General features: G+C 44.6%; 3 protein-coding genes. All 3 read right to left on the bottom strand.

Going from position 1 to position 23,797, the window contains the following annotated elements:
• The coding region (locus tag BUE31_RS30420) for a non-ribosomal peptide synthetase (protein WP_143167317.1) at nt 1-5,351 on the bottom strand (5,351 nt) is incomplete at its 3' end.
• A 70-nt stretch (nt 5,352-5,421) separates the two neighbouring features.
• Nucleotides 5,422-18,060 carry a non-ribosomal peptide synthetase gene (locus BUE31_RS30415; RefSeq protein WP_073407700.1) on the bottom strand — a complete coding sequence of 4,213 codons (12,639 nt, stop codon included), beginning with the start codon at nt 18,058-18,060 and terminating at the stop codon, nt 5,422-5,424.
• The coding region (locus BUE31_RS30410; protein ID WP_143167316.1) for a non-ribosomal peptide synthetase at nt 18,053-23,797 on the bottom strand (5,745 nt) is incomplete at its 5' end. The genes BUE31_RS30415 and BUE31_RS30410, both read right to left, overlap by 8 nt.

The following is a 23,797-nucleotide window of genomic DNA, read 5'->3' as shown; positions in this document are numbered from 1 at the left end:
AACGAAAACGTCGTTACTGATAACAGCGTCTTTCCTGCGAATTCGATCAGGTCGCTCATCCCTTTGCTGAAATTGACAACCGCACCGTGTGGGATCATTACGCCTTTGGGGCGTCCTGTTGATCCCGAGGTATAGATCACATATGCCAGGCCTTCTGCCTGCGCCAAACTCTTTATCTTTTTTTGTTCCGGGATCGCAGCACATGCGCACGGAATCACTATCACATCCCGCTCCGCGCTAAATCTTTCTTTACACGCGGCACTACTCAGCAGCAGACTCGCACCGCTGTCTTCCAGCATGTAGCTGATCCGGTCTGCCGGGTAATTCGGGTCTAAAGGCATATACGCTGCGCCTGCTTTCAGGATCCCCAATAAGCTGGCCAGCAGCCCGAACGAACGTTCGCTCATCAGCCCTACTACCTCGCCCTGCTCTACACCGCGGGCGATCAGCAGCGAAGCTACCACGTCTGCACGGGCCGACAGTTCCCTGTAGCTCATCCGCTCCCCGCCGAATATAATCGCTGTTTCATCAGGCGTTCTTTCTGCCTGTGCTTCGAACAAATCAATCATCGTTTTGTCTCTCGGATAAGCTACCGATGTATCGTTAAACTCATTTAACAGCTTGTTCCGATCTGCGGATGACAGGATGTCAATCTGCGATAAAGGAATATCTTCGTTTTTTATAAACTGGCTAAGCGTATGGAAGAAACATTGGTACAAAGTTTCGATAACTGATTCATCGAAGTATGCCGTGGCGTACGAGATACATAATGCAAATGGATCAGGCAGGACGTGGAACTCACAAAAAGTGTTCACGTTAAGATAAGACACCGCATCCAATTTATCCTGATAAGGTGAGTTAAACTTCTCTGCACCGTCCAATCCCAGCATTTCATTCAGTACCCTAAAGTTAACATAGTTAAAAAAGGTATCAAAGAACGGATTATCTCCCTGCGACCGGTGGTCTGTAATTTGAACTATCTCCTCCAAAGAAACTCTTTCATGCTTTTTTAGCGTCTGTAGTTTGCTTTCAATTAATTTAATATACTCACCGCCACTTATATTTTCCGGAACAGCAATTCTAAAGGGCACCGAATTTAAAAAACAACCCAACAGCTTTTCACTATCAGCAACCAGGGGCCTGTTATTTGTCGCTAACCCTACCACAACGTCCGTTTCAGAGGTATACAATTTCATTGCATTGACGTAGGCCCCGAAACAAATATGTTTTAAGCTTGTATTGTATTTTTTTGCAAGACGCTCCAGATCTAATCTCATTTCCTCCCCAAGATTGAAGATCTTGTAGGAAAACGTATTGTCTTTTCTCTTTCGCGGGAATCCCAGCCGGTTGCTACCGGCCATTTCATCGCGCCAAAATGAAATATTTTCTGTTTTCTTTGCCTCTGCCAGTTCGTAAACGATATGATCCTCATAGCTGCATTGCAGTTTTTCAGGTCTGAATGATAAATCTGTCAGTAAGAACTTGTAGGTATTGTTTAGCTCGGTAATAAAAGAATGCAGGCTCCAGCCATCAAATAATGAATGGTGCATATCAAATATCAGCAGATAGGAAATATCATCGATCTTAAAAATATTCATCCTCCACAGTACCGAGTGATCGAGTCCGGTTGTTTTTAGTTTTTCGTCTTCAATTCTTTGCAATACAAAACTTTCCTGAGCATCCGGCTGCAGATCGGACACATCGATATAGTTAAGTTCCGGCTCGATATGCTTTTTTATAATATGAGCGAAGTTTTTAAGATCATATATTTTTCTAAGCTCACTGTGCTTTTCTATCAGCAATGCTACAGCTTGTTTAAAAATATTAAAATCAAAATTGCGGTTTGCTATTTTATAGGTATTCTGTTCATGATAAGATGTATCATGGATATTTTGCTTGTCGGAAGACTGTTTTAACGAATAAAACATCATCCCCTTTTCAATGCCGCTCATCGGGAAAACTTCCTCGTAGGAATCATCCCAATTTTCAGATCGATAGTAGTTTTCCTGAAATGAACGCAATTCTTCTATAGCAACGTTGTAACTATCGTCAATATCATAGTTCAGTCCAGACTGCATTAATGTTGTGAGTGTTGCAATAGTCTGATTTTTATATAAATCTGCTATGCTTAAGTTGCAATTAAACTCGGTGTTGATCCTGTGAATAACACCAATGGCCTTCAATGAATCTCCGCCAATAGCGAAAAAATTATCGGTAACGCCTAAGTCTTTAACAGACAGTTCCTCAGACCATATTTTCGCAAAACTTTTCTCCAAAAAAGTCTTCGGCTCCATATGATCCGGTTGTGACGTAACTTCCGGTTCCGGTAACTTACTGATATCAATTTTATCATTGCCGGTTTGCGGTAAATGGCTGATTGGAATAAAGTAAGAGGGGATCATGTAAGCAGGAATCTTGTCTTGCAGGAATTCTCTGATCTCTCCTGCAGGAATTACCGCCTTACCGATGTAGTATGCACATAAATAGGTTGTACCATCATCCCGGTTTTTAAGGGTTACCAATGTGTAGTCAATCGATGGGTGGTTACTGAGGTGGAATTCAATTTCGCCAGGCTCAATTCTGAAACCCCTTAGCTGTACCTGCCTGTCGGCCCTTCCAAAATACTCTATTTCTCCATTTTCCATGATCCTGCCCAAATCGCCTGTGCGGTATAATCGTTCATCCGGGCGGAATGGGTTGACAAGGAAACGTTGAAGAGTTAAATCCGGGTTATTTAAATATCCCCTGGCAACCCCTTCACCACCTACATAAAGTTCGGCAATAACGCCTAATGGCGCCAACTGCATTTTTGGCGTAAACACGTAAACCGAAGTACATGGGATAGGTTTGCCTACGTTAGGCAAATTGTTTTCAATTTCATAGCTGGTGATCTCCTTGTAGGTAACGTGCACTGTGGTTTCGGTAATTCCAAACATGTTCACCAGCATTACTTTCGGATAATTCTCGTACCATCTTTTTAATTTAAATGGTTGCAGCGCCTCCCCGCCAAATATCACATAACGTAATGACGACAATGACGGTTCCCTTTTTAAATCTTCCTGAATTAAATTACCAAACGCAGTTGGTGTCTGATTCAAAATAGTCACCTTTTGGGTATCCAGAATTTTCAGATACTTTACAGGATCCACTGCTTCTTCTTTTTTGATGATGATCAATTTACCGCCATATAACAAAGCGCCATACATTTCCCATACACTAAAATCGAAGGTGTGGCTATGGAACATGGTCCAAATATCTTCCGGACCAAAATCAAACTGAAAATCGTCATTAAATAATAACCTAACCACATTTTTGTGTTCAATCATCGCTCCTTTTGGCTTACCTGTTGTGCCTGAAGTATAAATAATATAACACAGATCATCCGGGCTGATCTCCAGCTCCAGATTTGATGAATCATCGGCATCCGTAACTATATGATCTGTAAAAATATATTGGTGCTGGTATTCTGTAATAACATCTGCCTGGCTGCTGTCGGTAACTAATAGCTCAACGCCGCTGTTAGATAAAATGAATTCTATCCGCTCGGCTGGATAATCTATATCAATCGGCAAATAGGCGCCCCCGGCTTTCAAAATTGCCAGCATGGCAATAACCGTTTCGTGCCCGCGCCCTGTTAACAACCCAACAATCATATTTGCAACACAACCTTTTGACTGCAGAATTCTTGCCAATTGGTTAGAACGTTGATTTAGCTCCTGGTACGTTAATTCCTTATCTTCAAATATCACCGCTACTGCGTTTGGCCTTTGCTTTACCTGCTCTTCAAATAAATCGACAATGGTTTTATCTTTCGGATATCCTACCGATAGCTTGTTGTTAACATTCAGCAAGAAATCCTTTTCATCATCCGAAAGCATATCTACATCTTCCAGAATTACATTTTCATTTTGAGTTATATCTGTCAGGATCTTTTTAAAATACCCGGCAAAGCGCTCAACGGTATCCTGTTTGAAAAGCTGTTTTGAAAACTCGAAACTAAAATTAATGATGCCTGAAGATTCTGCAGCCGCAAGGGTAAGGTCGAATTTTGAAGATTTATTATTTAATGAGTAATTACTTATCTCGATATCCTCAAACGCAGCAGCTGATTCTTCCATGTTCTGAAGAACAAACACCACATCAAACAGCGGGTTATGCGACAGGTTCCTGTCCAGCTTTAAATCATCAATCAATTGTTCGAGTGGATAATCCTGGTGATCAAAACACTCCAGCACGCCAGAGCTTACCAGTTCCAAATAAGAGCGGTAAGTTAATTTAGCATCAGGCAACAGCCTTATTGGCAATGTGTTAACAAATAACCCTACTATGTTATCCAGATCAGGATGAGTTCTGCCCGACACCGGTGTACCAATCACGATATCTTCCTGGTTCGTCAGTTTTGAAAGCAGGATACTAAAGGCGGAGATCAATACAGTAAAAAGGGAAGTATTTGCGCTATGAGCCAGGGTGTATAACTGTTTTGTAATTGTTTTATCTATAGAAAAGGTTATTGTGTTACCGTCATAGTTTTTAGTCTCCGGCCTTGAAAAATCTAAAGGCAGCTGGCAGGGTTTTGGAGTATTACCGAACTTTTTTATCCAAAAATCTTTTAGCAGGTGCAGTTGATCTTTGTAAAAATCGTGAACCCATTCTGAGTAATCTTTATATTGAAGATTTGATTTCGGAAGATGCCTGTTGTTGTAGGTAGTGGCAAATTCTTTTATTAAAATCTGCTGCGATACGCCATCAGAAATCAGGTGGTGCATATCCAAAACCAGGATATGTTCATCTTGTGCAACTTCTATCAACCCGCCCCTGAATAATGAATTTTCAGTTAAATCAAACGGGCGTATAAATTTTGTAACAACGGTGTCAATCTCTTCATTACCTGCCTTAATGTATTCCAAATTGAACAAAGCTTCATCTTCTATCTTCTGAACAACTTTTTTATCTACAATGCTGAAGCTTGTTCTTAAGGTCTCATGTCTTTCCATTAATAGCTGAAAAGATTTTTTTAGCTGTTCAATTTTAAGGGGGCCCTTAATACTATATGCCTGCGATATGTTGTAAAACAATGACGAAGGGGCAATCTGATGCAGAAAGAAAAGTCTTCGCTGTTGGGGGCTGGCATTATAAAGTTCCTTTGTTGATGCTTTAGCGATTGCCTTTATTTCGGTGTTTGCCTGCTTCCGTTTTTTAACGTAATCAATAACCTCCATTTTATGCGTTTTGATCTCAATCATCAAATCAGATTCCTGAAACCGGGGCGGGATATTACTGAGTTGTAATTCGTCATTAACAACTTCAATGTTAATTCCCATTTGCATAAGCTTTAATAATAGATCTTTCATAACTTTCTGATGTGAATTTTAGGTTACTTATCGTTCTTTCCGTAAAATGATGCGAACAACAATGGAGTTTTTAAATAGTAATAGTATTTTCTTCTGTTTGGCCGATTTTGCCATTATCTGATGACATCCAAAGTTCCATCCCGATAACTTTGGCTTGTTGCGAGATGGTTGGATTGCTAAAAATTTCGGCCATGCTGAGCTTGATGGTAAATTCTTTCATTATCAAGTTAATGATTTGAATAACTATCAGAGAGTGCCCTCCTGATTCAAAGAAGTTTGCGTTTACACTAATAACATCTTTGTCCAGTTTCAACACTCCTGCCCAGATCTCAACCAGTTTTTCTTCCAGTTCATTTGATGGAGCCAAATAGTCCTGTTTTGCGGCATACTCCGGTTCGGGTAATTTTTTACGGTCTATTTTTCCGTTGTTATTTAACGGCATAGTTTCCATGTGAACAAAGAAGGACGGCAACATATAATCAGGTAAACGATCTGATAAGTAATCCCTAAAGACTGTTGTTGAGATCTCGACGTCTCCTACGTAATAACCTACCAAATATTTACTTCCTTCCCGTTCACGGGCCATTACCGCCACGTTTTCCACGCCAGGATAGGTAATCAACCGGCTTTCTATTTCACCAAGTTCAATCCGGTAACCCCTGATCTTAACCTGGTTATCTATCCTGCCTAAAAATTCGATGTTCCCATCAGGCAGCCAGCGGGCCAGGTCACCTGTGCGATATAAACGCTCACCCGTTACAAAAGGGTTGTCTATAAACTTTTCTGCGGTTAATTCCTTATTATTTAAATAACCTTTTGCTATTCCGGCGCCTGATATACACAATTCCCCCGCAACTTTAACAGGTTGAAGCATATTTGCACTGCTAAGGATATAGACCTGTTTATTCGCAATGGGTTTGCCGATAACATAGCAGGTCAGATCCCTATCCGGGTTTATCTCTGTCCAGGTTGTCCAAACTGAATCTTCTGTTGGCCCATAGTGATTATGTGCCGTAAATGGCAATTTAGTTTCCGGAACGTAGTTTAATTTATCTCCGGCTACGTTCATTACTCTCAACCCGCTATCTGTCCAATCCTGTTTTAACAAGTATTCGCCAACAGCAGTAATTTGTACGGTAACTTCAATAGCGTTGGCTACAAGCCAGTTATACATAGCTTTCGGATCCAACCTTACTTCCTGTGATGCAATGTATAAACAACCTCCGTTTATTAAACATGGCCAGATCTCTACAGTAGCAGCATCAAATCCTAAGTTTGCCACCTGGCTCATTGCTGTTTTTCTGCTAATTTTATACAGGTCTGTATAGAAATATACGGTGTTTAAAATGCCGGCATTTTTAACTTCAACCCCTTTAGGTTTGCCGGTAGAACCAGAAGTATAAATAATATAAGTTACCTCATTTTCAAAACCATTTCTTTCGGGGTTGGAGTAGATTCCATTCGGAAGATGATTGGCATCTATAATCAAACTGTTAACTTTTAATTCGGCCTGCTCTGTTTCTTCGTTTAAAAGATCCGAATGCGTAATCAGCCAGTTTGCATCACAATCCTGTAAAATAGTTTTGATCCTGCCAAAAGGCGTTTGTGTAGATAGTGGAACATATGTGCCTGAGCATTTCAAAATGGCTATTATTGCGATTATAACTTCAATAGAGGGAGAAAACCAAAGAGCAACTTTCTGACCAGCTATTGAACCGTCTTCAAGCAATTTATTCGCAATCCAATTCGCCCTGTTATTTAGTTCTCTATATGTTATTTCATAACCATCATAAACAAGCGCCACATTATCCGGCGTTCTTTCTGCCTGGGCCTCGAACAGGTCGATAATCGTTTTATCACGCGGGTAGTCCACTGCTGTTGCATTGAACTCATTCAATAACATGTTCCGCTCTGTTGCGGATAAAATGTCGATCTGCGAGAGTTGTTTATCAGCATCAGCGGTTACCTCTGTTACTATCCGTTTGAAGTAGGAGATGAAACGGTCTATCGTCCCTGCTTCGAATAATGATGTGCTGTATTCAAAGGTCAGCTCCAGTTCTTCTCCGGCTTCTACCGCAATTAACGTGAGGTCGAACTTTGATATCCCGTGATCGCCATCACGAAACTTTAACTGTAGGCCCGGAATCTGTAGCTCATCCTGCCGGAAATTCTGGAACGTGAACATCACATCGAACAAAGGGTTACGCCCTGTATCGCGCGGCAGCTCCAGCTCATTCACCAGCTCTTCATATGGGTACAGCTGATTTTCAAATCCGGATAGCGAGCTGGTTTTTACTTCTTCCAGAAACTCACGGAAGCTCAGCTCCCTTTTTGGCGCGTTTCGCAGGGCCAGCGTGTTCACGAACAGGCCGATGATCCCTTCCAGCTCTGCATGGTAGCGTCCTGCTACCGGTGTCCCTATCGTGATGTCTTCCTGGTTGCTCAGCTTGCCGAGCAATACATTCAGCACTGACAACAGCGTCATGAACAGCGTAGCATCGCTCTTTTCGCCAAGCGCTTTCAGCTGATATGTTTCTTCTCTGTTCAGTATAAAGCTCCGGCTGCTCCCCTGGTAGCTCTTTACTTGCGGACGACTATGGTCCTGCGGCAGATCCAGTACGCTCAGCTCTCCTGAGAACTTTTCTTTCCAGTAAGTCCGCTGACCGCTGAGTTGTTCCTGCTGTGCCTCGCCTTGCTGCCACTCCGAGTAATCTTTATATTGTAAGGCTAATGTCGGCAGGTTCCCTTTTTCGTACAGTTCCATAAAATCCCGGATCAGGATCCCCTGCGATACTCCGTCTGTTATGATATGGTGCATGTCTGCCAGTAACAGGTGGCTATCTTGTGAGATTTTCACCAAACCTACCCGTATCAGCGGACCTGCTCCCAGGTCGAATGGCCGGATGAACGAAGTGATCTGTGCCGCTATTTCATTTGCATCGGCTGCTTCGTAATACGGGATCGTAAAGTTTGTTTCCTGGTGGATCCGCTGCTGCACTTCTCCTTCCACTACTTCAAATGTGGTGCGCAGGCTTTCATGACGCGCGATCAGCGACCGGAAGGCTGCATTCAGCCTGTCAAGGTCCAGTGTCCCCTCCAGCTCTACCACGTAGGGCATGTTATAGGCCAGCGACGTGCGGTCAAGCTCGTATAAGAAATACATCCGCTGCTGCGCTGACGAGAGTGTATAATGCTCTTTGCGTACCGCCTTTTCTATTGACTGGTAGGCTGTTTTTCCCAAGCCCGATATATATTCCCCAAGGCTCCTGATGTCCTGGTGGCTAAAGATCGCTTTCAGCGGTACTTCTACCTGCAGCTCTTTGTAGATCCTGTTTACCAGCGTGGTCGCTTTCAGCGAATGGCCCCCAAGATCAAAGAATCCTGCTATTACGCTGATCTGCTCTTGTTCCAGCTGCAATACCTCCGACCAGATCGCTGTAAGCTTTGCTTCCAATTCTGTTGCGGCGGCTGTATACGCTGTGCCTGAACCAACATCAACCAAAGGCAATTTTTTATAATCGATCTTTCCATTTACAGTAAGTGGTATTGATTGAATGTGAACGAAATAGGATGGCAACATATAATCCGGCAACATCTTCGCCAGATAGAACCTCAGTCCTGATACTTCTAACTCCTCATCAGATACATAATAACCAATCACGCATTTTTCACCTTTAAATTCTTTTACCTGAACTATTGCATTTTTGATTGATTTGTGAGTTGTTAACTGTCGCTCAATTTCCGCCAGCTCTATCCGGTAACCACGGATCTTCACCTGGTCATCCATACGTCCCAGGTATTCAATATTACCATCCGGCAGCCAGCGCGCTAAATCTCCGGTGCGGTAAACCCGTTTTTCCCCAAGCACCCATTCTTCCGGAAACTTCTCTGATGTGAGCGCAGAATCACCAATATAACGTTGTGCAAGTCCGTCACCGGCAATACACAATTCTCCTGTAGCACCAATTGGCATGATCTTGCCATAGCGATCGGTAATGTATATCCGTTCATTCGGCAGCGGTTTGCCAATTGGTATTCCCGCGTAATCGTCCAGTTTATCTTCTTCAACTTCGAAACTTGTAGAATCTACGCATGTTTCTGTCGGGCCATAAAAGTTGAATAGCTTTACCTTATTCCCGGTATTTTTAGAATAAAACTCCTGGGCCAGCTCCTTAGACAGGAACTCACCTGCTAATATCCAGCTGCTTAATTTTTTAACGCCATTTGTTTTATCTAATGCATTAACCAATAAACGCAAGTGTGTTGGCGTACCATCTGAAACATCAATGGCATTACTATTATAAAAATTAATCAGGCGACTCCCGTCTTTTCTATCTTCATCGCTACATATATACAGGCTGTGGCCCTGTAACAAGGCGGCATATATTTGCTGAGCTGATGCATCAAATGCATAAGATGCAAGTAAGGCTACCCGTAAGAATCTATCATTATTATAGTGATATACTTTTTCCTTTAAGCCTGCCACCAAATTGACAACACTCCTATGACCCATTAATACACCTTTAGGCAAACCTGTTGACCCTGAAGTAAATATGCAATAAGCTAAATCATTAGAAGCTATACGCGCTCCAACGTTCCCCACATCTCCAAGATACAATTCACGTGAATTGATATCTTTAACCGGAAGATAAGCAGAATAACGCTCTAAATAAGGTTGATGGGTAAGTAATATGCTGCTTCTGCTCTGATCCAGCATATAACGCACACGCTGGTCTGGTAACGTTGGATCTACCGGCAGATAACCAGCCCCGGCTTTTAGCACCCCCATTATGCCTACCATCATCTCTAAAGAACGATCCAATATCAGGCCTACCACACTCCCCGTAACAATACCAAAGGATAGCAGGTAACGGGCCAGTTGGTTCGACTTCTCATTCAGCTCTTTATAGGTAAGCTGTTCAGTTCCATAAACAACCGCCACATTATCCGGCGTTCTTGCTACCTGGGCCTCGAACAGGTCGATGATCGTTTTATTTTTTGGATAATCCACCTCCGTTGCATTGAACTCATACAAGATCCTGTTTCGTTCTGATGCAGATAAAATATCGATCTGCGATAATTGTTTATTGGCATCCACGGTAACCTCTGTTACAATCCGTTTGAAGTACGAGATGAAACGGTCTATCGTTCCTGCTTCGAATAAGGATGTGCTGTATTCAAAGGTCAGCTCCAGTTCTTCTCCGGCTTCCACCGCGGTTAACGTGAGGTCGAACTTTGAGATGCCGTGATCAGCGTCTCTGAACTTCAGCTGCAATCCCGGGATCTGCAGCTCTTCCTGACGGAAGTTCTGGAATGTGAACATCACATCGAACAACGGGTTACGACCTGTATCGCGCGGCAGCTCCAGCTCATTAACCAGCTCTTCATACGGATACAACTGATTTTCAAATCCTGAAAGCGAGCTGGTTTTTACCTCTTCCAAAAATTCGCGGAAGCTTAGCCCGCCCTTCGGATGGTTCCGCAAGGCCAGCGTATTCACGAACAGGCCGATGATCCCTTCCAGCTCTACATGGTAGCGCCCGGCTATGGGCGTTCCTATCGTGACGTCTTCCTGGTTGCTCAGCTTGCCGAGCAATACGTTCAGTACCGACAGCAGCGTCATGAACAGCGTTGCATCGCTCCTTTCTCCAAGCGCCTTCAGCTGATGGGTCTCTTCCCTGTTCAGCGTAAATGTGCGGCTGCTCCCCTGGTAGCTCTTTACCGATGGACGGTTATGGTCCAGCGGAAGATCCAGTACGCTTAACCCTTCTGAAAACCGGTCTTTCCAATAAGTGCTTTGACTGCTCAGCACTTCCTGCTGTGATGCTCCCTGCTGCCACTCTGAGTAATCTTTATATTGTAAGCCCAGTGCAGGCAGACTCCCTTTTTCGTACAGTTCCATAAAGTCCCTGATCAGGATCCCCTGCGATACCCCGTCTGTTATGATATGGTGCATGTCTGCCAGTAACAGGTGACTCTCTTGCGATACTTTTACCAGTCCTACCCGTATCAGCGGACCTGCTCCGAGGTCGAATGGACGGATGAACGAGGTGATCTGTGCTGCCGCTGTTTCGGCATCAGCTGCCTGGTAATGGCTGATCGTAAAGTCTGTTGTTTCGTTTATGCGTTGCACTACGTCTCCTGCTGATACTTCAAACGTGGTGCGAAGACTTTCATGACGGGTGATAAGGCTACGGAAGGCTTCATTGAGCCGTTCCTGGTCCAGTGCCCCCTCCAGCTCTACCACATACGGCATGTTATACGCCAGCGACGTGCGGTCAAGCTCGTATAAGAAATACATCCGCTGCTGCCCTGACGAGAGTGCATAGTGTTCTTTGCGGACCACCTTTTCTATGGTTTGGTAGGCTGTTTTTCCCAGTCCCGATATATAGGCCCCAAGGCTCCTTATGTCCTGATGCGTAAAGATTGCTTTCAGCGGTACTTCTACCTGCAGCTCTTTGTAGATCCTGTTCACGAGCGTGGTAGCTTTCAGCGAATGTCCGCCAAGATCAAAGAATCCTGCTGTTACGCTGATCTGCTCTTTGTCCAATTGTAATACTTCCGACCAGATCCCTGTCAGTTTTACTTCCAGTTCTGTTTCTGGGGCTGTATATGTTGTACCTGAGCTGTAGTCCGGTTCCGGTAAGGCTTTACGGTCTGTTTTCCCGTTGGGAGTTAATGGCATTGATTGGATGTGAACGAAATAGGACGGTAGCATATATTTAGGCAGACGCTCAGATAAATAGGCTCGCAGCTCTTCTGAGGATATTTTATTTTCGGATAGATAATAGCCAACCAGGTATTTATCTCCTTCACGTTCGCGGGCCAATAAAACTACTTCACGGATCTCAGGATGGCTGGCCAGCTGGTTCTCAATTTCTCCCAGCTCAATTCTATGTCCCCTTATCTTCACCTGGTCGTCCATCCTGCCCAGGTACTCAATGTTGCCATCCGGTAACCAACGCGCCAGATCTCCTGTCCGGAAAAGTTTTTCTCCTGCTTTGTACGGATGGTCAATAAACCGCTCCGCTGTTAGTTCCGGCTTATTCAGGTAACCCCTGGCAAGGCTGATACCGCTAACATATAATTCGCCCGGTACACCTACGGGTTGCAATGCATTGTTTCTGTTTAAAATCAGTATGGTTGTATTTGATATAGGTTTCCCGATAGGGATTTTTCGAATTTGCTCTTCCTGCAATTCATTAATATCCCCAAGTAGTTCAACATCCTGATTTTCCACCGTATAATAAGTGGCATCCGCGCTTACTTCAGTCGACCCGTATATGTTTACCAGCGATATATCGCTAAAGTTTTTGTAGAACTCTTGCGCCAATTGGAAAGGCAGGTACTCCCCGCTGCAGAATATAAATCTGATAGAATGGTTCGTCAGTTGTTTCCCATTATTTTGTTCAATAAGCGCTTTCAGGTAGGAAGGCACAAGCGTTATTCTTGTTATTTTTTCCTGAACCAGCAAAGCGTACATCCTGGGTATATCCAATATTTCTTCGTCGCTGAATATGCGCACCGGAACACCTGATAACAATGGAGAAAAAACCTCAACCAAATGGTCTCCAAAACCAATATTTGTCTTCAAACAAAAAATCTCATCATCTTTTGCAGGATAATTTTCCCAGCCCCAGTTTAAACGATTTATTAAACCTTTTTGAGTGCCAATAACTCCTTTTGGCGCACCGGTAGAGCCAGAGGTATATAGTACATAAATATCTTCTGCTCTCTGGCTTTCCGGGTTTGTTTCCTCTAACTTGCCAAGTTCATTAGTTAGTTTATCATAGCAGAAAATAACTTTGTCTTCGTTTATATTTTTTTCTTTAAGAATGTTCTCCTTAGTAAGCAAAATAGCGGCATGGCTATCTGTAAGCATATAATTTATCCGTTCATCCGGGTAACCTGAATCTATAGGCAGATACAAGGCTCCGGCTTTAACAACAGCAAAGGCATTGATAATAAAATCAATTGACCTGTCCATTAACAGCCCTACAATACTTTCTTTTACTACACCTTTTTGTGCCAGGAAATAAGTTAACTGATTAATTCTCGCATTTAACTCTTTGTAGGTAATTGATTCGGATGCGCTAAATACCGCCACACTATCCGGCGTTCTTTCTGCCTGGGCCTCAAACAGATCGATGATCGTTTTATCTTTTGGATAAGCTACCTCCGTTGCATTGAACTCGTTCAATAGCTTGTTCCGCTCTGATGTAGATAGGATCTCGATCTTTGATAGTTGTTTGTCCGCATCCGCGGTCACCTCTGTTACGATCCGTTTAAAGTAGGAGATGAAACGATTTATCGTCTCTGACTCGAATAACGATGTGCTGTATTCAAAGGTCAGCTCCAATTCTTCTCCGGCTTCTACCGCAGTTAACGTAAGGTCGAATTTCGAGATGCCGTGATCCCCGTCCCTGAACTTCAGCTGTAATCCTGGGATCTGCAGCTCGTCCTGCCGGAAGTTCTGGAATGTGAACATCACATCGAACAACGGGTTACGCCCTGTATCACGCGCCAGCTCCAACTCATTCACCAGCTCTTCATACGGATACAACTGGTTTTCAAAGCCTGACAGCGAGCTGGTTTTTACTGCTTCCAAAAACTCGCGGAAGCTCAGCTCACCTTTTGGATGGTTGCGCAAGGCCAGCGTGTTTACGAACAGCCCGATGATCCCTTCCAGCTCCGCATGGTAGCGCCCCGCTATGGGTGTACCGATCGTTATATCTTCCTGGTTGCTCAGCTTCCCCAGCAATACGTTCAGTACCGACAGCAGCGTCATGAACAGTGTCGCATCACTCTTTTCTCCAAGCGCCTTTAGTGCTTTTGTTTCTTCTCTGTCCAGCGTAAAGCTTTGACTGCTCCCCTGATAACTCTTTACCTGCGGACGGCTATGATCCTGCGGAAGATCCAGTACGCTCAACTCTCCTGAAAACTGTTCTTTCCAGTAAGTCCGCTGGCTGTTGAGCTGCTCCTGTTGGGTTTGGCTGTGCTGCCACTCTGAGTAATCTTTATATTGTAAGGCTAATGCCGGCAGGCTTCCTTTTTCGTACAGTTCCATAAAGTCACGGATCAGGATCCCCTGCGATACGCCGTCTGTTATGATATGGTGCATGTCTGCCAGTAACAGGTGACTGTCTTGCGATACTTTTACCAAACCTATCCGTATTAGCGGACCTGAACCCAGGTCGAATGGCCGGATGAAAGAAGTGATCGCTGCTGCCGCTGTTTCGGCGTCTTCTGCCTCGTAATGGGTGATCGTAAAGTCTACGGTCTTGTTTATGCGTTGCAGGACTTCCTCTTGTACCACTTCAAATGTGGTGCGCAGGCTTTCATGACGGGTGATAAGCGAACGGAAGGCTGCATTGAGCCTGTCTTCGTCCAGTGCTCCCTCCAACTCTACCACGTAGGGCATATTATACGCCAACGACGTGCGGTCAAGCTCGTATAAAAAATACATCCGCTGCTGCGCTGACGATAGTGCATAATGGTCTTTGCGTACCGCCTTTTCTATCGACTGGTAGGCCGTTTTTCCCAGGCCCGATATATATTCCCCAAGGCTCCTGATGTCCTGGTGCGTAAAGATCGCTTTCAGTGGTACTTCTACCTCAAGATCCTGCTGGATCCTGTTCACCAGCGTAGTCGCTTTCAGCGAATGGCCCCCAAGATCGAAAAAACTCGCTGTTACGCTGATCTGCTCTTGTTCCAGTTGCAATACCTCCGACCAGATCGCTACCAGCATGACTTCCAGCGGCGTTGAGGCTGCTGTATATGTTGTGCCTGAACCATAGTCTGGGTCCGGTAAGGCTTTACGGTCTGTTTTGCCGTTTGGTGTTAAAGGAAGTGATTCGAGGTGAACATATACCTGCGGGATCATATACTCCGGCAGTACACCGGATAAATGTTCCTTCAGCGATGCGGTGCTCAGCTCTTGCGCTGATACATAATAGCCGGCCAGGTATTTCTCTCCTGCCCGTTCTTTTGCTACCACTACCGCTTCGCTGATCTCTGCATGGCTGGCCAGCTGATTTTCTATCTCGCCAAGCTCAATTCTATAGCCACGGATCTTCACCTGGTTGTCTATCCTGCCAAGGTACGCTATGTTGCCATCCGGTAACCAGCGCGCAAGGTCTCCCGTCCGGTAAAGTTTTTCGCCTGCTTTGTAAGGATGGTCGATAAACCGCTCCCTTGTCAGCTCCGGTTTGTTCAGGTAGCCACGTGACAATCCCACACCCGAGATGCAGAGCTCGCCTGCTACCCCTGACGGGCTCAATGCTGCGTTTTTGTCTATAATATACATCTGGGTATTGGCGATCGGTTTGCCGATCGGGATCATTTCATTTTTTATGCTCAGGTCACATTCATAATAAGTTACATCTACTGTTGCTTCTGTAGGTCCGTACAGGTTGATCAGTCTTGTCCCGCTGGTCTGATACAGGATCCTTGAAAAACGGTTCACCTGTTCTGCTCCCAATGCCTCGCCGCTCGCAAATACCTGCCGAAGGCTGCTTAATCGCCCTGCTTTATCCCGCTCTGCCGCATCTAAGAACACACTTAGCATCGATGGCACAAAGTGGATCGTCGTTACTCCATGTTCGGCTATCTCCTCTATCAGCTTAGCCGGGTCTTTCTCTGCTTCAGGAGAAGGCACACAAACTGATGCCCCGGTAAACGACCACCAGAATAACTCCCATACCGATACGTCAAATACCAGTGAGGTTTTTTGTAACAGTACATCTTTTGAACTTAGCGGGTATTCCTCCTGCATCCAAAGCAAACGGTTAACTACTGAACCATGTTCTATCATCACGCCCTTGGGCTGACCTGTTGAACCGGAGGTATAGATGATATACGCCAGGTCTGCAGGCCCGGATACACCCTGGAGCGCTCCCGATGATGCATGGATCTTTTCCGCTGAAGTGTCAAGGTTTAACAAGCCTGTCTCCATCTCCGGCGACAAGGCTTCGATGTGCTGAGTACGGGTGATCAAAACTTTTAATCCTGCATCTGTTATGATCGTGTTCAGCCTGGCTGATGGGTAATGCACAGAAAGCGGTACATATACTGCCCCTGCTTTCAGGATCCCGAATATGGATGGGAAAAGCTCTTCTTCCCTTTCCAGTAATAAACCAACTCTATCGCCTGTTTTAACTCCTTCTGCCTGCTGCAGGTAAGCTGCCAGCCTGTTCGCTTTTTCATTCAGCTCTTTATAGGTAAGCGTATGAGATCCATAAACAACCGCCACATTATCCGGCGTTCTTTCTACCTGGGCCTCAAACAAATCGATGATCGTTTTATCTCTTGGATAATCTACTGCCGTTGCATTGAATTCATTTAAGAGCATGTTGCGCTCGGCTGACGATAAAATGTCAATCCCGCTAACAGGCTGATCTATACCTTTAGTTATCTTATCAATAACCAACGGAAAATGTTCAATCAGTTTCTTTATCGTCCCTGGTTCATACCTGTTCGAATTAAAATTAAAGTTTATCGAAATTTCTTTCCCCGGGATCACTGTTAGCGCCAGGTCATAATTTGTTTGCTCGTAGATCTTAAAATCAGTTAATGTATAAGGTTCATTCTCATTTTTATGCTGTTTTTTGATTTGTTCATCTATCGGATAGTTTTCGAAAACCATAATATGATCCAGCAATGCAGTTCCCAGGCCACTCGCTACCTGGATTTCCGACAAGGGATGGTAATGATGCATTTCTCCATTTACAGCTGTTGACTGAACCTTGCTCAGGATATCCTTAATACTATTGCCCGCCTCATAACTGATCCTAACTGGTATTGTATTGATAAATAACCCTACCATATGTTCAACCCCAAACAATTCTGCAGGGCGGCCGGAAACAACCGAACCAAATACTACATCGTTGGTGTTATTATATATGGATAATAAAATGCCCCATGCACCCTGCATTATTGTATTGAGCGTCAAGCTAAAATCTCTGCTGATCTGGTTTAACGATTGCGTTTTTTTCTCATCTAAAACAAAGCTTTCAGACGCCAAAACAAAACCAGGCTGTTCTGCCGGTGACTTATCCCTTGATATAGAGGTCAGGTTTTCATAACCTGCCAGGTAGTTCTTCCAATAATTAAGTGTCCCCTCCTTGTCGCGTTGCTCCAGCCAACTGATGTAGCTTGAATAGGGCTGAACCGCCGGTAAACGAATTTCTACGCCCTCAGAATAGCTCTTATAAAGTGCATTGAACTCTTGAACAATAATGCCCAGGCACCAGCCATCCATCAATATATGGTGAAAACTCCAAAGGATCTCATACTCGTCGTCCCCGGTTTGTTGAATACTAACCCTCAGCGGCACCTCTTCGCTCAGGTTAAACCCTTGCTCTTTGTCAAGCAAGCGATATTTTTCTATCGACTGCTCACGCCCCATTTCATTTACTTCCCCGCGGATATCCAGATAATTGAATACGCCCTCTCTTGCCTCGAGTACAATTTGCAATGGCCGTTCACCTTCATTGTGAAGAAAAATGGTCCGGAAGATGTCGTGACGGCTCACTAAAGCCTGGAAACTCCTTTCAATCATTCTTAGATCCAGTTTTCCATCCAGGCGATAACTAATCTGCTCAAAGTATTCGTTCTCCCCTAGCAGGAAATGGAATAACATCCCTTCCTGCATTGGCGACAAAGGGTAAACGTCTTTTATAATGTTGGTTGATGTAGGTTTACTATTCATGGTTCATCAATTTTCCTTGTAATTTTTCTAATTGTGATATTGTCAATCCTTTATAAGTAAGGTCTGATGGGGTTAATTCGCGTGTTCCGTAATTCAGGCAATAAGCTATCAGTTCTGTAAGATTAGATTTATAGGAAGCCATCAGCCTATCCATTACCAGTTGATTATACTGTTGGCTGCTGTAACTTATCCGCATACTTAGCTCACCTCCTGCTACTATTCCTGACACATCCCAGTCATGCTCCCGTTGCTCCTGCGGCGAAACGTTTGATCCTGTAGGCTCAGTTGCTATAGAAAATACCTTTTGCTCAAGATCACTATCAAACTGGCCCATGTAATTAAAGCTGATTTGCGAATCATTCTTTGGCAGTATATCCCTGGTCAGGCATGTTCCTATTAGGTAGTCTACCCCATTATTGGGCACGCTCCGCAGCGATTCTTTCACCGATTTGATCAATCCGGATAAGCCATTATTTTTCTGCGGCCCTAAGATCACCGGGAAAATGCTCGTGAACCATCCCATTGTGCGGCCCACATCTATGCCTGTCATAATCTCTTCCCGGCCATGGCTTTCCAAATCTATTTGTAATGCACCCGGTCCAAAATGCTTGTTAACACTCATTAAAAATCCCGCTAACAAAATGTCGTTGATCTGCGTATTGAACGTGCGATGCACATCTCCAAGCAACTTATCTGTCAGACGTTTTTCTAAAAAAAATTCCGAATAAACAGTATCTCCGAATGTATTTGTTCCGGAAGATCTGTCCCGGGTAATATCTACCAGATCTAAACCCGGCAACACTGCCCAGTATTCAACGGCTGCGGTATAACGCTTATCTGCTATATAGTCTGTCCACAGCTTCTCTGACCATAACTTAAAGGAATCTGTTTTCATAGGCAGCTTTAGCGGCTGACCTTTAGTCATCTGACTATAAAGGGTTTCTATGTCTTCAAATAAGATCCGCCAGGAGATACCGTCTATCACAAGGTGATGGATCACGATCAACAGGCGGCTTCCGCCATCCATGTCAAATAAACCCAGCTTTACCAGCGGACCATGCTCAACATCGATACCCGACTGCAACTCGCTACAAAGCGATAACAACTCTTGTTGTGTGTATTTGGTGCCTCGCAGATCGCTATACCTAACAGATACAATTTGACCAGGCTCCTGATAATTTTGAATAACCTGTTCCCCATCCAGGTGATAAACCATCCGTAAAGCATCATGATGATCTTGTATATTACTGAATATCAAACGAATTTCTTCTGTGGTAATCCTATTGGGGAAATTAAGCATTACCGATTGATTGTAATGATGTTTATTTGTGATGCCTCCATTGAAAAACTTCTGCTGAATACCTGTTAAAGCAACTTCTCCTTGTTCTGATGACTGATCCGAGATCTTATCGATCTTTTCCAGTCTTGGGGATAACGTTTCTATTGTTTGATAATTAAATATATCCCTAACTGATAGTTTGTAATTAGCGGTACGCATAGCAGAACATACCTGTATCGATTTAATAGAATCTCCACCAATGGAAAAGAAGTTATCGGTAATACCTACCCGTTCAACGCCGAGTACCTTTGACCATACTTCTGATAGTAATTTCTCCCCTTCTGTAATCGGCGCCAAATATTTTTTATCGGTAGTAAAATTCGGATCGGGAAGGTTTTTACGATCTACTTTGCCGCTTGAAGATACCGGGAATGCCTTCATATAGATATAACAGGCCGGCAGCATATAGTCTGGTAGTTTACCTGACAAGTATTTACGCAATTGTTCCTGGGGGATCTCCCTATCGGCTACGTAATATGCTACCAGGTATTTGCCTCCTTCTTTTTCATTTACTATAACTACGGCTTCTCTTATTTTCTCTTTGCCTAATAATTGGCTCTCTATCTCTCCCAGTTCAATTCGATGCCCGTTAATTTTTATCTGGCTGTCCTGCCTTCCAAAAAACTCAATATTTCCATCAGGCAACCAACGTCCTACGTCACCGGTGCGGTACATTCTCACTTTTTCATGAACTATAAAAGGATCGTTTATAAAAACAGCTGATGTCTTTTCCGGCTGATTTAAATATCCCCTTCCAACCCCTGCGCCTGATACCACGATTTCTCCTTTTACTCCTACAGGACATAACCCAAAACCGGTATTTACAATGTAAATGTTAAGATTGGGCAACACCTTTCCTATCGGAACGGTATCAGTTGCCGGAACCTTGTCCAATATGCAATGGGTAATATCATCAGATGCCTCTGTTGGTCCGTAAGCATTGACGAGCTTGATACCTGGATAAAGGTTGAACCATCTTTTCACCAACGACTTTTGTACAGTTTCCCCGGTAACTAACAGGTATTCGAGATCTGAAAATTTATTGGGCGACTCTTTTTCTTCCAAATACCCCAACAATACCGATAAATATGATGGTACAACTTCAAATATTGTAATCCCGTCATCGTTTATTTTTTCCAACAGGTTTTCAGGCTGTAAAACATGCTCTTTGGAATAAATAACCGTTTTACCTCCTACGACCAACGCAGACAAAAACTGCCAGATTGATATATCAAATGTTTCAGATGCATTTTGAGCTACCGCACTTGCAGCGCTTAGCTCTAAACCATCTCTCTTAGCCAGTAAATGGTTAAGCATACCTTTATGCTCAATCATTACACCTTTTGGCACCCCGGTAGAACCTGAAGTATAAAGTATGTAGGCCAAATTACCTGGCTGCACGTTTATTGAAGGATTGTGTGACGAAAACTCTTGCCAGTCGCTCCTATCCGTAACAGTTCCGCTGTATTTATCTGCCGTGTAGTCAATGCATAAAACATTTAAATCGTTCACAACCGGATAAAGGGCGTTAAGCAGATCCTGGGTGAGGATTGGGGAGGTAGTCATTAAAAATTTCGGCTTTGCATCTGTAAACACCTCTACAATTCTATTCACCGGAAAATCTGCGGATAGCGGTACATAAGCACCCCCAGCTTTTAGTATGCCGATAATGCCAACTAACATATCCACCGAACGATTGCATATCACTGCTACGGGCATTTCGGGTAACAAGCCCTTTGAAAGTAAAGCATGAGCAAATTGATTGGCCCGTTTATTTAATTCAGAATAACTTACCTCTTGTGTTTCATCAGCGGCAGCTACAAAGTCCGGGGTCAGCTTTACTTGCGTCTCAAACAAGTTTATAAAAGTCTTGTCTAATGGATAATCTACTGATGTATCATTGAACTTATTTAATAGCTTGTTACGCTCTGATGGCGATAAAATATCGATCTGCGATAGTTGTTTACCGGCATCCGCGGTAACCTCTGTTACGATTCTTTTGAAGTACGTGATGAAACGGTCTATTGTCTCTGCCCCGAATAATGCTGTGCTGTATTCAAAGGTGAAATGCAGTTCCTCCCCGGCTTGCACCGCAGTCACTTCTATATCGAACTTCGAGATGCCATGATCAGCGTCACGGAATTTTAGCTGCAATCCGGGGATCTGCAGCTCGTCCTGCCGGAAGTTCTGGAATGTGAACATCACATCGAACAACGGATTACGCCCTGTGTCACGCGGCAGCTCCAGCTCATTAACCAGCTCTTCATACGGATACAGTTGGTGTTCAAAGCCCGACAGTGAGCTGATTTTTACTTCTTCCAAAAACTCGCGGAAGCTCAGCTCACCCTTTGGATGGTTCCGCAGCGCCAGCGTGTTTACGAACAGGCCGATGATCCCTTCCAGCTCCGCATGGTAACGTCCGGCTATCGGTGTGCCTATCGTGATGTCTTCCTGGTTGCTCAGCTTGCCCAGCAATACGTTCAGTACTGACAGCAGCGTCATGAACAGTGTCGCTTCGCTCCCTTCTCCCAGCGCCTTCAGCTGATGTGTTTCTTCCCTGTTCAGTGTAAATGTACGGCTCCTTCCCTGGTAGCTCTTTACCGATGGACGGTTATGGTCCAGAGGAAGGTCCAGTACGCTTAGCTCACCTGCAAACTTTTCTTTCCAGTAGCTGCGTTGGTTCATTAACTGTTCCTGCTGGGCCTGGCTGTGCTGCCACTCTGAGTAATCTTTATATTGTAAGCTTAGTGCAGGCAAGCTCCCTTTTTCGTACAGCTCCATAAAGTCCCTGATCAGGATCCCCTGCGATACACCGTCCGTAATGATATGGTGCATATCTGCCAGTAACAGGTGACTCTCCTGCGATACTTTTACCAGACCTACCCGTATTAGCGGGCCTGCACCCAGGTCGAACGGCCGGATGAACGAGGTGATTACGGCTGCCGTTGCTGCGGCATCTGCTGCCTCGTAATGGCTGATCGTAAAGTTTGTTGTTTCATTTATGCGTTGCACTACGTCACCTGCTGATACTTCAAACGTGGTCCGAAGGCTTTCATGGCGTGCGATAAGGCTCCCGAAGGCTTCATTCAGCCGTTCCACGTCCAGTGCGCCCTCTAGCTCTACTGCGTAGGGCATGTTATACGCCAGCGACGTACGGTCAAGCTCGTATAAGAAATACATCCGCTGCTGACCTGACGAGAGTGCATAGTGTTCTTTCCGAACCGCCTTTTCTATCTGTTCGTAGGCTGTTTTGTTTAAGCCAGATATATATTCCCCAAGGCTCCTGATATCCTGGTGGCTAAAGATCGCTTTCAATGGTACTTCTACCTGCAGCTCTTTATAGATCATGTTCACCAGTGTTGTCGCTTTCAGCGAATGGCCGCCAAGGTCGAAGAATCCTGCCGTTACGCTGATCTGCTCTTTATCTAATTGCAATACTTCTGACCAGATCGCTGTCAGCTTTTCTTCCAGTTCTGTTTCCGGGGCTGTATATGTTGTACCTGAACCATAGTCCGGTTCCGGTAATGCTTTGCGGTCTGTTTTCCCGTTGGGTGTCAAAGGCAGTGATTCGAGCTGCACATAAACCTGCGGGATCATATACTCCGGCAGTACGCCGGATAAATGTGCTTTCAGCGATGCTGTGCTCAACTCTTCTGCTGATACATAATAACCTGCCAGGTATTTCTCCCCGTTGCGTTCTTTCGCTACCACTACCGCTTCTTTAATGTTTTCGTATGTTAATAGCTGGCTCTCTATCTCGCCCAGCTCTATTCTATATCCCCTTATCTTCACCTGGTCGTCCATCCTGCCCAGGTGCTCGATGTTCCCATCGGATAACCAGCGTGCAAGGTCGCCTGTCCGGTAAAGTTTTTCTCCTGCTTTGTACGGGTGGTCTATAAACCGCTCCACTGTCAACTCTGGCTTGTTCAGGTAGCCACGTGATAAGCCATCACCTGAGATGCACAGCTCTCCTGCTACGCCCGCCGGCTGCAACCGGTTCCCTTTATCCAGGATATACACCTGGGTATTGGCGATCGGTTTGCCGATCGTGATCTCCTGCTCATTGGTCAGCTCCTTTACGGATGACCATACCGTGGTTTCTGTTGGGCCGTACATATTGAAGATCCGTGCCTTTGTGTTTTGCTGTAATGTTTGAAGCAATGCTGACGGGAACGCTTCCCCCCCGATCATAATATCGCTTAACTGTCCCAGTGCTTTCAGTGAGCCTGCATGTTCTGTTACCGCTTTCATCAGCGATGGTGTGATCTGCAGCATGTTCACCTTGTTGCGTACTATCGCTGCCTGCAGCAGTGATGGGTCGTACTGCTCATTATCATTTGCCAGCACTACCGTGCCCCCGTGCTGCAGCGGCAGCAGCCACTCCAGTAAGAAGATATC

The sequence above is a fragment of the Mucilaginibacter sp. OK098 genome (genome assembly GCF_900142915.1).
In the GTDB taxonomy this organism is placed as follows: Bacteria; Bacteroidota; Bacteroidia; order Sphingobacteriales; family Sphingobacteriaceae; genus Mucilaginibacter.
This window is presented reverse-complemented; position numbering and strand designations above follow the sequence as displayed.